Source organism: Pseudomonas sp. MCal1, from assembly GCF_026341415.1.
Classification (GTDB): Bacteria; Pseudomonadota; Gammaproteobacteria; order Pseudomonadales; family Pseudomonadaceae; genus Aquipseudomonas.
The window spans coordinates 378,271-393,798 of record NZ_JAKUMP010000001.1 but is presented as its reverse complement, the minus strand read 5'-3'; the positions used below and the strand labels follow the sequence as shown (position 1 = coordinate 393,798).

Sequence of the window (15,528 nt, the reverse complement as noted above, 5' to 3'; positions counted from 1 at the left end):
CGTCGCAAGCGGGGCCCGGACGAGTCGTTTTACTGATGGCTGACCCAGAACACCGCTGTTCCAACGACCAGAATGATCAGGAACAGAATGGCCCATGCATCGACGCTGCTATCGCTTTTCCTTGCCTTGGTTGGGTTGCTCATTGCATCGCCTCTTGTCGGTTTTGTCGGTGATTGCAGAAAGACTCGACCACAGTTAAGACGATGATTGACCGCACGACAAATGTGGGTTAGTTGACAGTAATTCTCGTTAGGCGATTTGGTTCTTTCCATATACTCAAACATCACTTTTGCGCATAACTGCAAACGGGTATATTGCCCCGGCTCCGTCAAGGAGTGCGCGGCCGTGCGCGCAGAATTGCAGAGGAACCATCGGACTCCAGCAAGCGAAAACGCAGCGTTTTCCGAGTGGCCCAAGCCTGAGAACAGGACTTATATGTACGTATACGACGAGTACGATCAGCGGATCATCGAGGACCGCGTCAAGCAGTTCCGTGATCAGACCCGACGCTATCTGGCAGGTGAGCTGAGCGAAGAAGAATTCCGCCCCCTGCGCCTGCAAAATGGCCTGTATATCCAGCGTTTCGCGCCGATGTTGCGCGTGGCGGTGCCTTACGGCCAGCTGACTTCGCGTCAGATGCGCATGATGGCCAAAATCGCCCGCGACTATGACAAGGGCTACGCCCACATCAGTACGCGCCAGAACGTCCAGTTCAACTGGCCGGCGGTCGAAGACATCCCGGACATCCTCGCCGAGCTGGCCACCGTGCAGATGCACGCGATCCAGACCAGCGGCAACTGCCTGCGCAACGTCACCACCGACCAGTTCGCCGGTGTTGCGGCCGACGAATTGATCGACCCGCGTCCGTGGTGCGAAATCGTTCGTCAATGGACGACCTTCCACCCGGAATTCGCCTACCTGCCGCGCAAATTCAAGATCGCCGTCAACGGTTCGACCTCCGACCGTGCGGCCATCGAAGTCCACGACATCGGCCTTGAGCCAGTGCACAACGCGGCTGGCGAACTCGGTTTCCGCGTGCTGGTGGGCGGCGGTCTGGGTCGTACTCCGGTCGTAGGCGCGTTCATCAACGAGTTCCTGCCATGGCAGGACCTGCTGAGCTATCTCGACGCGATCCTGCGGGTCTACAACCGCTACGGCCGTCGTGACAACAAATACAAGGCGCGGATCAAGATCCTCGTCAAGGCGCTGACTCCGGAAGTCTTCGCCCAGAAAGTCGATGCCGAAATGGAACACCTGCGCGGCGGCCAGACCACTCTGACCGAAGCCGAAGTTCATCGCGTCGCCAAACACTTCGTCGACCCGGACTACAAGGCGCTGAGCAGTCAGGACGCCGAACTGGCCGCCCTCGACAAGGAGCATCCGGGCTTCGCCCGCTGGCGCGCCCGCAACACCCTGGCGCACAAGAAGCCGGGCTACGTGGCCGTGACCCTGTCCCTGAAGCCGACCGGCGTTGCACCGGGCGACATCACCGACAAGCAGCTCGACGCCGTCGCCGACCTGGCCGACCGTTACAGCTTTGGCCAATTGCGCACCTCCCACGAGCAGAACATCATTCTGGCCGATGTCGAGCAGAGCCAGCTGTTCACCCTGTGGGGCGAGCTGCGTGAAAGCGGCTTCGCCACGCCGAACATCGGCTTGCTGACCGACATCATCTGCTGCCCTGGCGGCGATTTCTGCTCTCTGGCCAACGCCAAGTCGATCCCGATTGCCGAATCGATCCAGCGCCGTTTCGACGACCTGGACTACCTGTTCGACATCGGTGAACTGGACCTGAACATCTCCGGTTGCATGAACGCCTGCGGTCACCACCATGTCGGCCACATCGGCATTCTGGGCGTGGACAAGAAAGGTGAAGAGTTCTACCAGGTCTCGCTCGGCGGCAGCGCCAGCCGTGACGCCAGCCTGGGCAAGATCCTCGGCCCGTCTTTCGCTCAGGAAGACATGCCGGACGTGATCTCCAAACTGATCGACGTGTACGTGGAACAACGCACCGAAGACGAGCGTTTCATCGACACCTACCAGCGTATTGGCATCGACCTCTTCAAGGAACGCGTCTATGCAGCGAATCATTAAGAACAACGAGGTCGTCGACGAGACCTGGCACCTGCTGCCCAAGGATTTCAACATCGACGAAATCAGCAACTGCGACGACCTGATCGTCCCGCTGCAGCTGTGGCGTGAGCACGCCCGCATGCTCAAGGCCCGCGACGGCGGTCTGGGTGTGTGGCTGGATGCCGACGAAGAAGCCGAGGAAATCGGTGACGACGTGAACGAGTTCCAGGTGATTGCCCTGAACTTCCCGGCCTTCACCGACGGTCGAAACTACTCCAACGCCCGCCTGCTGCGTGACCGTTACGGTTTCAAAGGCGAGCTGCGGGCCATCGGCGACGTGCTGCGCGATCAGCTGTTCTATATGCGCCGTTGCGGTTTCGATGCCTTCGCCCTGCGTGCGGACAAAGACCCGTACGACGCCCTTGAAAGCCTCAAGGACTTCTCGGTGACCTATCAGGCCGCCACTGACGAACCGCTGCCGCTGTTCCGTCGCCGTTGACCGTGTACCCGAGCCTGCATTCGCGGGCTCGGGTATTGCTGCTTATCCCTGCGTTTTTACCAATTCGTTCGATTCCGGCGTGACCGGCAAGCTCAGACCCGGATGCCTCGCCAGCGCCGCAATGGTCAACTGTTTACGCAGCTCCAGGCTGTCATTTCTGAAGTTGTCTAGAATCGTCGTCATTTGTTGGCTGGCGGCTTCACGAGACAGTCCGGCTTGCGCTTCCAGTCGCGCAAACGCTTGAGCGCTGCGATCGAACACACCGGTAAATGCATCCTGACGCGTCGCTAGCAAATACTCGGTCCAGAATTCCTGCCTGTTGACCCACTCAGAGAGTTGCGTCGTCTGCTCGGCCCTGACGACCTCCAGATACGCGTGATCGATCTGCGCGTCGGTCACCTCGACATCCAGTGGCATATTCAGCTCCGTGGGTTGTGCAGGCAACGCCAGGCGCTGCGCCAGTCGTACCCGGTAAACAAGGCTGATGTCCAGCGCCTGACGCTGGGTGAAGGTGCCTGCGCGGGAACGCCGCGCACTATCGATCAACGCCTGTTTTTCCACCTGCTGCAGACGAAACAGCCCGCGCAACAGGCGAACCAGATCGCCTTCCAGAGTCTGCGTGCCGGTGCGGGCCGCTGCCGCTGCCCGATAACACAGAACTCTGACTTCCAGATCGCTGAACAGTCCAGCAACGTTGGGCGCACTGAGCCAGCCTGCGCGGGCCATGCGAAACAGCGCACGACGCAACGAGTCGTCCTCGCAGGCAGCCTCCAGCACATTCCACACACGCTGGCCCAGCTGTTCGCGGGTTCGGGCAAAATCGGAGGTTTCACGCAGTTGCATGAGCACTTCAAAAAAATCCCGAGAGTCCGGATCAGCCGACAGTGACAACAGTACTTGCTTCGCCCGCTCAACCTCCACCGTCGGCAAGCCATTTACCCACGCGGTCCCTTCCCGACCTCCGGCCAACCGCGCGGCGCGGGCGTACTCGGTGGTGCTAACGCCCAGACTGATACCTTGTGACTGCTGGTACTCCGCGATGGCTTGCAAACTCTCTGTCGACAGCGGATTGCCGTCGATGGCGGTACCCCGGTTCAGTACAGCGCGAGAGTTGAACACTGATGGCGGGATATCGACGATCTGGTTATTGCGCAGATCGAGTGTTTCCAGATGCGCAAGCGCATCGGTTGCGGGCCATTCGCTAATGCCGGTGTTGCGCAGGTTCAGGTGACGCAGATTGCGCAGCGCCCTGATATCCGGAGTGCGCCCCAGGAGCGGGTTGAAACCCATATCCAGCGTACGCAGGTGCTGCTTGCTGGCCAGCTCCACAATCGTCTGCCCGGTAAGCCGGATGCGGTTGTTGCTCAAGTCCAGCCCCGTCAGCCCCGGCATGTCCCCGATCGCGAGAGGGATGCGTGTCAGTCCGTTCCCCGAAAGATTCAGCACCCGCAATCCGGGAAAGTTGTGCAGAAACCTGTTCAAACCTGCACTGGCGCCCACGCCGCTCATTTCCAGCGCGGTGATGTGGGCAAAGTCACCGACAAGGGTCGGCATCTCCCCTAACGGCACCGGATCGAGGGTCAGACTGTAGGTCGGATGCCCCGGATGCGACGCGTCGCGGGTTTCCTTGCGCCACGCGCGCAAAATGGCTTGCATTGCCCGGGCTTTGCTGTGGACTGGCACCTTGAGCCTGGGCCCTTCTTCATCCTGATAGTACGTATTGCGATGAGTCCAGCGCTCCAGGGTTTCCACCATCGTTCGGTATTGCTCGTGCAACCGCTCAAGCGATCTGATGGCCAGTACTTCATCGGTGCCCAGTGAGGTCACGAAACGTTTGATCTGTGCGGTTGATTGGCTCGGGTACAACTCCTGCGCCCGACGCACGAGCGCGGGCGCGGGGGAAATGCCAGGAGAAGAATGGCTTGAAGGTGCCGATTGCTCGACAGTGACCTGTTCGATCCGGGGATCTGCCAGCCCCATGGGTGAACGATAACTCGATCGCACCGGTGCAATTTCCAGCACCCTGGCGAAGGCTTCGCGCCGCTGCAGCGCCAATGCAGTGATTTTCTGTCGCAAGCCCGTACCGTCAACTTGCGCGTCAACGCCGATGGCCTTGCGACTGTGGGTTGGAAGGCTTTCCCACAGCGCCTGGAAAAAATTCGCCCGGGTGCGTGCCGGATGACTGGACACGCTATTGTTACGCGGATCCTGGACCTGATAGCGCTCGGCATAGGCTTCGACAAGCACTTTGTGTGGGGCATCGCTCGGGCCAATGACGGCCCGCTGATCGGCGTACACTCCCCAATCCAGAATTTCGACAAATACATCATCAGGCCAGCCCGGCAAGTGGCTCAGGGTATCGAGTACCAGCATGTCTGCATCGCGCCCGCTGGCGGCGTCCAGGTATAACCCCTCGTACGCGCGGTTCAGTCGCTGTACCTGCTGATAGCGCCTGGCCTCCTCGGCCAGACGCAACGGTACGGTGTCGGATTCAAGCTGCGCCCACTCACGCGCATCGGCATGTTGCACCAGTTCGTCGGCAACACTGGCTGAAAGCCCTGGAAACGCCTTGATGATCGTCTCGCCTGCGGAAAGCTCACAGACATCGGTTCGCCGGAACAACCGCTCCAACATCGCCATGCGCATCCGCGGCGCCAGCCCGGCAATATGTTTACCCAATAACGCTATCTGGTTTTTCGACTCCACAGTGGCCGAACCCAGCAAGTGTGTGCGCTCACTGTCGTTGAGTGCCGCCAGAAGAGGCGTATAAAACTGACCGTTGCGCAGTGCATCCTCACTGATGCTCACCTGGCGTTCAGTCTTGTCTGCGCCATAGCGGGCCACTTCGTTTCCAGTAATGTCCTTCACAAGGATGCCCATATCCCGTGGCCAGCGACCTGCCGCTGTCAGCGAATAAAGTTGCAGATCGGCATCCGCCAATGAAGCAGACGCGGGCGTGTCAATTTGCGCCATGAACTCACTGACGTCGGAATCTGCACGAAACCGTCTGACCGAGTCTGTGAGCATCGCCATTGGCTTGCTGCGTTGGACAAATAACTTGCGCATGGCCGCCTGGCTGACTCCGCTGGCCGCAATGACTTGCAGGGCACGGATGTCCGAAATCCTGTCCTCGCGAAAACCCAGACGACGGAACAGGGTCAACGAACTCCAATCATGGGGCAGCTCGGAGTCATGACGCCAGGCGCCAGCTCCATTGGTCTCAAGCAACGGTGAATAACGCCCGGGCAAGTGCGGGTCATGGACCTCCCACAAACCGGTGCCGGTCACCGGACGCACCGCATACGCGTCGGGACCCAGCGGCAAATAGCGGTTGTCTGCACGCCATACCAGCCCTTGCGCATCCGCAGCAAAACTGCGCGGCAATGACTCGCGCTGACGGTAAGCCTTCATGTCCGGATTCCACAGGCGATAAGACATTGGGCCAACCTGAACGCGCCGAAGTCCCTGGATGAAACTCGACGAACGCACGACTTTGTAGGCTTTGCCGACAGCAAGACCGCCTGCGGCAAAACCCGCCATGAGGATCAGGTTTTCAAGCGTATCGAACAGACAATCGGTGGCATGTTCCTGGTCACCGTGGGCCCAACTGTCGATGCCTTCGTAGATCTGACCGAGCAACTGGATCCCGGCGACGGCACAAATGACCTCACCGAGAACCGGCACGAAGGACGCAAAGAACAACAGCGTATTCAGCCCGATGGCTTTATAGGAGTCCTGCCTGGCAAGGCGGGTTTTCTCATCTTCATCATCCGTCGGCACTACCAGCAGGCGAGTATCGGCCCGAACCTGCTCCGCGCGGTGCTGGAACATCGCGAGAAACAGGTTATCTCTTGCGTCCCCCTGGAGATCGATCCCATTCAGCGGAAGAAAGGTCGTGGAAACGGGGAACTGGTTCGGTCGGGCTTTCAACAGACGTACGTCGAGTCCCGTGAGGAAAACCGAGCGATCCTTCATCGGGATGAAGCGCATGAAAAAACTGCGAAACTGCGAGTTGCGTAAACGCCCGCTCAACTCGAGCTCGAACTTCTGGAAACTGGGGTACTCCTTGAGAGGATGATCGGGATCGCCAGGCATATAGATGACACAACGGTAATCGTCATCCGCATGTTCGCTGACCGGACCGATGAACATCGGGCCTTTGAGCTGTACTCCGAGAATTTCAAGGCTTTGATAACCCAGGGTGTTCTTGCCCAGCTTGATTGCAGGATTCGAGTTCCTCACCGATCCAAGCATCTGGTGAACATCGGAACTGATATGCCCGCGCATATAAGCGATGTGCCGTTCGACATCAAACTGATCCCTGGAATATGCAATAGCGGACTCCTGCAAACTTGCGATTTGACTGTCGCTGCCGAAGAACCCCTCAATATGTTTCTGGTATTGCTTGCCCAGATCCAGATACCGGCAAAGCCTGGCAAATTCGTGAGGCTGTATCGACAATACCTTATTGTTCCGTCCGGTTATCCGCTCCGGGATGTACAGCAAGGAACTCTCGTGATACGTGCTGGCCAGGGTTTCCGACAATTCGAAATTCTCGCAAGCCGCGGTCAACAAATCGCGATTGATGGGCAGCACCAGTTTTCTATGCAGCCCCAAGAGGCTCGACGCAGAGCGGACATGCTGAAATATCGCCCCTTCGACCTCAAAGGGTTCGCCCAGTTTCTCGGCCATGGCCTTGGCCAGCAGTGGCGTGCAAAAACTCTGAGGGGATTTCAGTGCGCGCAATTTTTCCCGCGCGGCGTGACGGGATTTGAAACTTTTCTTGAAACTTTCATAGAGATCGTTTCGAGCAGTTTCCGAAGACTCAAGCAACCAGTTGGGGATCTGCTTTTTATACAGGTCAAAAAAAACGCCCTGTTGAGCAGGCGTCATGACAGGCGTATTCGAATCACTTTTTTTAACATCCATGTTTAGCAACTTCATTTCTGAGAAGAGCGCTCAGAGTAAAGTTTCAGCTTCTTTCAATACAGCGCAATTAATTGATGAATCAACCGGCAAAACAACAACAATAGGCAACTATAAAATAACTATGTACCGCACTTTCTTCCGCTGAAAATGCAGCACGCCCGCGAGCCTGACAGCTCACGAGCGTGTGAAGTCTTTACCAGAAGCGTTGCTGAGTCAGACGGCTCCACCAGCTCAGCAACACGCGATCCACCGAACCGCTGGCCGCCATGCCGATACGTTCCTGCAGGCTTTTACGCTCGGCATAGTGCAGGTGATAGACCTCGGACTGTTTGGCACGCTCGGCCAGGTATTCGTCGCTGGTCTTGAGTTCGTCCACCAGTTGCTTGTCCAGCGCCGCGATACCGAGCCAGACTTCACCGGTGGCGACCTCGTCAATGGCCAGTTGCGGGCGATAACGGGCGACGAAGTTCTTGAACAGCTGGTGGGTGATGTCCAGGTCTTCCTGGAATTTCTCCCGGCCCTTCTCGGTGTTTTCGCCGAACACGGTCAGGGTTCGTTTGTATTCCCCGGCGGTCAGCACTTCGAAATCGATGTCATGTTTTTTCAGCAGGCGATTGACGTTGGGCAACTGCGCCACCACACCGATGGAGCCGAGAATCGCGAACGGCGCGCTGATGATCTTCTCGCCGATGCAGGCCATCATGTAACCACCGCTGGCCGCGACCTTGTCGATGCACACAGTCAACGGCACGCCGGCTTCACGGATGCGCGCCAGTTGCGACGACGCCAGACCGTAGCTGTGGACCATGCCGCCGCCGCTTTCCAGACGCAGGACCACTTCGTCCTTCGGTGTAGCCAGGGTCAGCAGCGCGGTGATTTCGTGACGCAGACTTTCGGTGGCCGAGGCCTTGATGTCGCCGTCGAAATCCAGCACGAACACCCGAGGCTTGGCGTCGGGTTTCTTCTTCTGTTTCTTCTCGGTTTTGGCCTGGCCCTTGCGCAAGGCCTTGAGCTGATCCTTGTCGAGCAGGGTCTGCTCCAGCCGCTCACGCAGGCCTTTATAGAAATCGTTGAGCTTGCTGACCTGCAACTGGCCCGCGGATTTACGCCGGCCCTTGCTGCGCAATGCAGCAAAACTCGCCAGCACCACCAGAATGGCGATGACCAGCGTCACGGTCTTGGCCAGGAAACTGGCGTATTCAGTCAAAAACTCCACAGTGACTCCTTCAAACGATGCGCGGTCGTGAAACCTGCGCGGGAATGGGCTCCAGCATACCCATGCACCGGCCCGTCGGCCAGCCGTGAAACCTCCGGCAACAAGGCTGGAACAGGCATTTCAAACAAGCGTATGTTTTTTCATTGACAGCTCACCGCCATCCCCATAACCTCGCCACAACCTTCAACGTACCGGGATGACGCGGACGTGGGCAGCATCTACTTGATTCGACATGGCCAGGCCTCCTTCGGTGCAGACGACTATGACGTCCTGTCGCCGACCGGTGTACGCCAGGCAGAAATCCTCGGCCGTCACCTCGCCGAACTCGGAATCAGCTTCGACCGCTGCCTGTCAGGCGATCTGCGCCGCCAGCAACACACGGCCAACAGCGCGCTGGAACAGTTCGCCGCCGTCGGTTTGCCGGTTCCGGTTCTGGAAATCGATTCGGCTTTCAACGAATTCGACGCCGACGCCGTGATCCGCGCACTGCTCCCGGCCATGCTGCCCGAAGAGCCTGAAGCCCTGGAGATCCTGCGCAACGCCGCGCAAAACCGTGGCGAGTTCCAGCGCATCTTCGCCCTGATCATCGAACGCTGGCTCGCCGGCACCTACGACACACCGGGCCTGGAAAGCTGGCTGGCGTTCGTAGAGCGGGTACAGGCCGGGCTGCAGCGGATTCTCGAACAGGCCGACAACACCCAGAAAATTGCCGTGTTCACCTCCGGTGGCACGATCACCGCCCTGCTCCATCTCATCACTCAAATGCCTGCACGACAGGCCTTTGAACTGAATTGGCAAATCGTCAACACCTCGCTCAACCAGCTGAAGTTCCGCGGTCGCGAGGTGGCTTTGGCTTCCTTCAACAGTCATGCACACCTGCAACTGCTGAAGGCACCGGAACTCATCACGTTTCGCTGAGTCCGGATTACTGTGACCCTGCTGCAATCAACCAAAAAGGATCGAACCATGACCTCCGTAGCTGATGCCGTAAAAGCAATGCAAGCCAAGTTCAACCCAGCCGCCGCTGCCGGTCTGGATCTGGTCTTCGGTTTCAACATCACTGACGAAGACAAGCAATACGCCCTGATCGTCAAAGATGGCACCTGCGACATCCAGGAAGGCGAAAACCCGAACGCCAACTGCACGCTGGTGCTGGACAGCGAAACCCTCAAAGGTATCGTCAGCGGCGAAACCGACGGCATGCAGGCTTTCATGGGCGGCAAGCTGCGCGTTGAAGGCGACATGATGCTGTCGATGAAACTGTCCGAGCTGTTCCCGGCTTAAGACCGCAGCCCGTCTGCAAACAAATCCCGCCCCTGTGGCGGGATTTGTCGTTTCAGGCGCTCAAACCGGCAAACGACGCCGCCAACTCAGTGCCCAAACCATTTAGGACAAGGCAGATCGTCGCCACTGCAACATTGGCTGACACAACGTTGATCTCGATCAGTGGCGCCCGCCACGCCAGTCTCTAACCTTGCGCCTCCATCGATTAGCCACGGACGGCTCACCGGGAGCCTACGGCTGACCTTTTCAAGGAAGAGCAATCATGCGATCACTCAACATCATTCTTCTGTCATCGGCGTTCAACGGCCTGACTCAGCGTGCCTGGCTGGAACTGCGTCAGGCCGGGCATGCACCCAGCGTCGTGCTGTTCACCGACGAAACCGCCGTGTGCGAGCAGATCGAAAACAGCGGCGCTGATCTGGTGATCTGCCCGTTCCTCAAAGACCGTGTCCCTCACACGCTGTGGAGCAACACCCAGCGTCCGGTGGTCATCATTCACCCCGGCATCGTCGGCGATCGCGGTGCCAGCGCACTGGACTGGGCGATCATGCGCGAGTTGCCATCCTGGGGCGTGACCGCTTTGCAAGCAGTAGAGGAAATGGACGCCGGCCCGGTCTGGGCCACCTGCGAATTCAACCTGCCGGCGGGCCTGCGCAAATCCGAGCTGTACAACGGCCGGGTCAGCGACGCGGCGATCCGTTGCATCCGCGAAGTGGTGGAGAAATTCATCGACGGCTTCGTCCCGGTGCCCCTGGATTACACCGATCCCAAGGTTCGCGGCTGCCTGCAACCGAACATGAAACAGGACGACCGCACCTTCAGCTGGCACGACTGTTCGCGTTACATCAAACGCTGCATTGACGCGGCGGACGGCCAGCCTGGCGTGCTCGCCAGTCTCGCCGGCGGTCAGTATTACGTCTACGACGCGCATCTCGATCAGCGCACTGGCATTCCCGGCGAGATTCTCGCCGTGCACGACGACGCGGTATTGGTGGCGGCTGGTGATCACAGCCTGTGGATCGGCTCGCTGCGACGCAAACCGCAACCGGGTGAAGAAACCTTCAAGCGTCCGGCGCGGCACGTGTTGGCCGGAAAACTGGCGAACGTGCCGGTGCTGGACTGGTCGGTCGCCAACGCGCCGTTCAGCGACGAAGCCTATCAACCCATCCGTTATCGCGAGTCCGGGCAGGTCGGCGAACTGACGCTGGAGTTCTACAACGGCGCCATGAGCACCGAGCAATGCCGGCGCATGGTCGAGGCACTGCGCTGGGCCAAATCCCGCGACACTCAGGTGTTGTTGATCAAGGGCGGACGCGGCAGTTTTTCCAACGGCGTGCATTTGAATGTGATTCAGGCCGCCGAGGATCCGGGCGCCGAAGCCTGGGCCAATATCCAGGCCATCGATGATGTCTGCGAAGAATTGCTCAACGCGCGGCAACTGGTGGTCAGCGGGGTCACCGGCAATGCTGGCGCCGGTGGTGTGATGCTGGCACTGGCGGCTGACATCGTGTTTGCCCGCGCCGACATCGTGCTCAATCCGCATTACAAGAGCATGGGACTGTATGGCTCGGAATACTGGACTTACAGCCTGCCCCGCGCCGTCGGCCCGGCGATGGCCGAACAACTGACCCAGGCCTGTCTGCCTGTCAGCGCTGCGCAGGCGCTGCAACTGGGCATGGTTCAGGAAATCGGCCCGCGCTGCCCGGACGAGTTTGGTTTGTGGTTGCTGCAACGGGCCAACAGTGTGCTGAGTGATCCGACTTATGCAGCGGTGCGGGAACGCAAGTTGCGGGTCGATCACGTGTTGATTCGTCAGTGTCGCGAAGCGGAGCTGCAAGAGATGCAGGAAGACATGCTGTACAACCGCAATCAGTTCGCCGAGAAGTGCCGGAATTTTGTGTATAAGCGCAAGACCTGCTGCACGCCGGCGCGGTTGGTGGAGGATTGGGCTCGAGTGCGGGAGGCTGAGTTGGCCGGTTAGTCCGCGGCGTCTGCTTTTTCCCTCACCCTGGCCCTCTCCCTCGGGCCGGTCCGGCGTTTCGGGAGGGTCAGGTTGAGGGCGCTTTTGCCTTACAATGCGCGCACCTCAACCACCGGCCCGCCCATGGACATCGACCTCGCCCGCACCTTTCTGGAAATCGTCCGCCACGGCAGCCTCGCCGCGGCGGCTGAAAAGCTGTTCGTCACCCAAACGGCAATCACCGCCCGAGTCCAGAAACTCGAAAGCCAGCTGGGCAGCACGCTGTTCGTGCGCAACCGCGCCGGTGCGCGGCTGACCGCCAACGGCGAGGCCTTCGTGGTCTATGCCAATCAACTGGTGCAGACCTGGGAAGCGGCGCGCCGCGACCTGCCCTTGCCCGAGGGTTATCACAACGTATTGCACATCGGTGGCGAGGTCAGTCTGTGCAACCCGCTGATGCTCAGTTGGGCCGCAGAACTGCGGGAGAAAATCCCCGGCCACGCCTTGCGTATGGATATTCGCGACGGCGAAAACCTGCTGCGTCAGCTCGAACTCGGGGTGCTCGATGCGGCACTGGTCTATCAACCGGAATACTGGCCGGGGCTGCAGGTCGAGCAGGTGCTGGAAGAGAAACTGATTCTGGTGACCACGCCCGGCCGCCCTGCTCCCTACGTTTACATCGATTGGGGCCCGGACTTCCGCCGCCAGCACGACGCGGCGCTGCCGGAAAAGGCCAAGGCCGCCCTGAGCTTCAACCTCGGCCCGCTGGCCCTGCAGTACATTCTGGAGAACGGCGGCAGCGGCTATTTCCGCACCCGGGTGGTGCGCACTTATCTGGAAAGCGGCGCACTGGAGCCAGTGACCAAGGCCCCGGAATTCGGCTATCCGACCTACCTCGTCTACTCCCGCGACCGCGACTCGGCGATCCTGCAACAGGCATTCGATCTGCTGCGCGAAGTGATCAGGGCCGATGACGACTGGTCGCAGCGCTGGAACCCGTTGAGCTGACCGCCGCTATGTACCGGAGCATGGCACTTGTGACCTGAAGGTTGCCCCTGCACAAACGGCGGGATCGGCTAATCTGCCGGGATAACAAAAATATCCGCAGGTGACCGCAGTGAGGCAAACCACCGAGGCATTTCGCAGCCGCTACCGTGCGGCGATCCATCCCCGCTACAACCCGTGGCTGCACGGCGCGTTCGTGCTGCTGTTCGGCGTGCTGGCCATCGGCGCGTTCTGGAGCAGCGTGCAGCAGGTACGGCCGCTGGAATGGCTGACCGTGCCGCTGACCCTGCTGTTCTTCAATTTCGGCGTGTACATGGTGCACCGCCACCTCGGCCATCACAAAAAGAGCTTTGCGCGGATGTTCTACGCCCGGCATGCCGGCGATCATCACAGCTTCTTCACCCCCGGGCACATGACCTACGACGGCGCCCGCGACTGGCGGGTGATTCTGTTCCCCGCCTGGCTGATCGTGCTGCACACGCTGGCGATCACCCTGCCCCTGTGGTGGCTGTTCGCGCAGGTCAACAGCAACGTCGCCGGTCTGTTCGGCGGCTGCATGGTGCTCGGGTACCTGACCTATGAAGTGTTTCACGCCTGCGAGCATCTGCCGCCGCAGAACCCGTTGACCCGCCTGCCGTGGATCCGCCAGATGCGCCGCCTGCACGAACTGCATCACCGTCGCGAACGCATGCAGGAACGCAATTTCAATATCGTTTTTCCGCTGATGGATTACTTGTTCGGCACCCTCTACTGGGAGCCGGAAATCGCCCCTCTGACCGATTCGAGAATACCCATGACCCGCATGCAGCACACAGTCGACATCGCCGGCGACCCGATCGCCGTCCTCGCCTACGCCGCCACCGTCAGTCGCTGGCCGGAGTGGCACCCGTCTTCGCTGAAGATCGACGGCCCCAGCGGTGCGCTGCATGCCGGTGCGCGATTCGACGAGGACATCCATGCCGGCGGGCGTGAGGGGCATTTGCGCTGGGAAGTCACCGAGTACCTGCCCGGTCGGCGCTGGTGTGCCCGGGCACAGGGTGATCAGGGGCTGTCGTTGCTGCTGACCTATGAATGCTCGGCGCACAACGATGCCACGCGGTTCGTGCGCACCCTGGATTATCAGTTCGAAGGCATCGGCCTGCGCATTGCCAACCACCTGCTGCTCAAGCGTCGCATCGATCGCGAATCGGCGGCTTCGATGCTCGCCCTGCGTGACATGGCGACCCGGCACCTGTCTCTTGCGGGAGCCCACGTGTGAGATGGCGTTATCTGGTGTTGCTGCTGATTGTCGCGGTTCTGGCCTTTCTGCTGTTGCTGCCGACCAAGGTCGAGCCCGTGGCCTGGACGCCGCAACCGGCCCCCTCGCTGACCGAAGGCCAATACGCTGTCAACCAGCGGCTCAAGGGCGCAGCGCAAGTCGGCCCGAGCGACATCGAAGGCCCGGAAGCGCTGTTGCTGGAAAACAACTTTCTGATTACCGGCCTGCACGACGGTCGCCTGCTGCGCACCAGCCTCGACGGCCAGCAGCGCAAGGTGCTGGCGGATACCGGCGGACGGCCGCTGGGGCTGGCGCGGCATCCCAACGGTTTGCTGGTGATCGCTGACGGGGTCAAGGGTTTGCTGTCGCTCGACGCGCAGGGTCAGCTCGTGGCGCTGACCACCGAAGCCAATGGCCTGCCGTTCGGGTTTACCGATGACGTGGCCATCGACAAGTCCGGGCATTACGCCTATTTCAGTGATGCTTCGAGTCGTTGGGGCTACGGCCACGATGGCGAAGCGATCATCGAGCATGGCGGCGACGGACGCCTGCTGCGTTACGACTTCCAGACCGGCAAGACTGTCGTGCTGCTCGACAGACTGGAGTTCGCCAATGGCGTGACCCTCGGCCCGGATGACGCCTATGTGCTGGTCAACGAAACCGGCGCCTACCGCATCAGCCGCTATTGGCTGACCGGGCCCAAGGCCGGCACCCACGACCTGTTCATCGACAACCTGCCGGGGCTGCCGGACAACCTCGCATTCAATGGCCGCGATCGTTTCTGGGTGGCGGTGTACACGCCGCGCAATCCACTGCTGGATCGCACGGCTGAACACCCGTTCGTGCGCAAGATGATCGTCCGGGCCATGACCGTGCTGCCCAAACCGGTGGAGAAACGCGGGTTTGTCCTGGGGCTGGATCTGGACGGCAAGGTGATCGCCAATCTGCAGGACGCCAGTGCCGGCAATTACTCGCCGATCACCACGGCGCGCGAGTATGGCGAGTGGTTGTATTTCGGCTCGCTGAAGGCCACGCACATGGCGCGATTGCCTCTCGAGGCAGCCTTGAAGTGAGGCGATGGCAGCCGGTCAGTTACTGGATCGATCAAACTTGTCCGGATCTTCATCCTCCGGCATTTCCTCGCTCTTGCGTTCCTCTTCAGGATTACGGACGGTGTGCGCCGGACTATTGGGCTCGGGATGCGTGGGAACCGGGTCGAATGCGCCCTGCTCTTCACTAGGAAATTTTGGATCTTTCATAAGGCACCTCGCTGAGAGTCGCTATGTGAAGACTCTTAACATTCG

Annotated in this window: 11 protein-coding genes; 8 read left to right on the top strand and 3 right to left on the bottom strand. The window is 59.9% G+C overall.

The features are described from left to right. Positions 1-435 precede the first annotated feature (435 nt). Together MKZ87_RS01780 and MKZ87_RS01775 are read left to right on the top strand one after the other, a co-directional pair. Positions 436-2,094 carry a nitrite/sulfite reductase gene (locus MKZ87_RS01780; RefSeq protein WP_085701888.1) on the top strand — a complete coding sequence of 553 codons (1,659 nt, stop codon included), beginning with the start codon at positions 436-438 and terminating at the stop codon, positions 2,092-2,094. Then, positions 2,078-2,572, top strand: coding sequence for a DUF934 domain-containing protein (locus MKZ87_RS01775; RefSeq protein WP_007959510.1), 495 nt, complete (start codon positions 2,078-2,080; stop codon positions 2,570-2,572). Before MKZ87_RS01780 ends, MKZ87_RS01775 begins: the two co-directional genes overlap by 17 nt. Before the next feature lie 42 nt (positions 2,573-2,614). Here the strand turns inward: MKZ87_RS01775 and MKZ87_RS01770 are convergent, their stop codons facing one another. Then, entirely contained in the window at positions 2,615-7,501 is a 4,887-nt protein-coding gene (locus tag MKZ87_RS01770) for a dermonecrotic toxin domain-containing protein (protein WP_266200146.1), read from the bottom strand. A gap of 193 nt (positions 7,502-7,694) precedes the next feature. Further along, a complete protein-coding gene (gene sohB, locus MKZ87_RS01765; RefSeq protein ID WP_085695920.1) occupies positions 7,695-8,717 on the bottom strand; it encodes a protease SohB in 1,023 nt (340 codons plus the stop codon). A gap of 207 nt (positions 8,718-8,924) precedes the next feature. Here sohB and MKZ87_RS01760 point away from each other — a divergent pair, with 207 nt between their 5' ends. The 6 genes from MKZ87_RS01760 (at position 8,925) to MKZ87_RS01735 (ending at position 15,297) form a co-directional block, all read left to right on the top strand. Beyond that, on the top strand, positions 8,925-9,635 hold the full coding sequence (locus MKZ87_RS01760; RefSeq protein ID WP_085695919.1) for a histidine phosphatase family protein: 711 nt from the start codon (positions 8,925-8,927) through the stop codon (positions 9,633-9,635). Between the two features lie 48 nt (positions 9,636-9,683). Further along, entirely contained in the window at positions 9,684-10,001 is a 318-nt protein-coding gene (locus MKZ87_RS01755) for an SCP2 sterol-binding domain-containing protein (protein WP_085695918.1), read from the top strand. Between the two features lie 262 nt (positions 10,002-10,263). Further along, positions 10,264-11,982, top strand: a complete 1,719-nt coding sequence (locus MKZ87_RS01750; RefSeq protein ID WP_266200145.1) for a hydrogenase maturation protein — start codon at positions 10,264-10,266, stop codon at positions 11,980-11,982. 123 nt (positions 11,983-12,105) lie between these two features. Then, positions 12,106-12,969: a LysR family transcriptional regulator gene (locus tag MKZ87_RS01745; RefSeq protein WP_085610473.1), complete on the top strand. Its 864-nt coding sequence runs from the start codon at positions 12,106-12,108 to the stop codon at positions 12,967-12,969. Positions 12,970-13,078: 109 nt separating this feature from the next. Continuing rightward, positions 13,079-14,224 carry a sterol desaturase family protein gene (locus MKZ87_RS01740; RefSeq protein ID WP_085695916.1) on the top strand — a complete coding sequence of 382 codons (1,146 nt, stop codon included), beginning with the start codon at positions 13,079-13,081 and terminating at the stop codon, positions 14,222-14,224. Then, positions 14,221-15,297 carry an SMP-30/gluconolactonase/LRE family protein gene (locus MKZ87_RS01735; RefSeq protein WP_266200144.1) on the top strand — a complete coding sequence of 359 codons (1,077 nt, stop codon included), beginning with the start codon at positions 14,221-14,223 and terminating at the stop codon, positions 15,295-15,297. The genes MKZ87_RS01740 and MKZ87_RS01735 overlap by 4 nt, the downstream gene beginning before the upstream one ends. 15 nt (positions 15,298-15,312) lie before the next feature. Here MKZ87_RS01735 and MKZ87_RS01730 read toward each other — a convergent pair whose 3' ends face one another. Then, entirely contained in the window at positions 15,313-15,483 is a 171-nt protein-coding gene (locus tag MKZ87_RS01730) for a hypothetical protein (protein ID WP_170929673.1), read from the bottom strand. Positions 15,484-15,528: the final 45 nt, after the last annotated feature.

What these genes read in the sequence shown, in the direction of transcription:
- MKZ87_RS01730 (WP_170929673.1), bottom strand. Translation starts at nt 15,483, where the DNA reads ATGAAAGATCCAAAATTTCCTAGTGAAGAGCAGGGCGCATTCGACCCG.
- MKZ87_RS01750 (WP_266200145.1), top strand. Translation starts at nt 10,264, where the DNA reads ATGCGATCACTCAACATCATTCTTCTGTCATCGGCGTTCAACGGCCTG.
- MKZ87_RS01775 (WP_007959510.1), top strand. Translation starts at nt 2,078, where the DNA reads ATGCAGCGAATCATTAAGAACAACGAGGTCGTCGACGAGACCTGGCAC.
- MKZ87_RS01745 (WP_085610473.1), top strand. Translation starts at nt 12,106, where the DNA reads ATGGACATCGACCTCGCCCGCACCTTTCTGGAAATCGTCCGCCACGGC.
- MKZ87_RS01755 (WP_085695918.1), top strand. Translation starts at nt 9,684, where the DNA reads ATGACCTCCGTAGCTGATGCCGTAAAAGCAATGCAAGCCAAGTTCAAC.
- MKZ87_RS01780 (WP_085701888.1), top strand. Translation starts at nt 436, where the DNA reads ATGTACGTATACGACGAGTACGATCAGCGGATCATCGAGGACCGCGTC.
- MKZ87_RS01770 (WP_266200146.1), bottom strand. Translation starts at nt 7,501, where the DNA reads ATGGATGTTAAAAAAAGTGATTCGAATACGCCTGTCATGACGCCTGCT.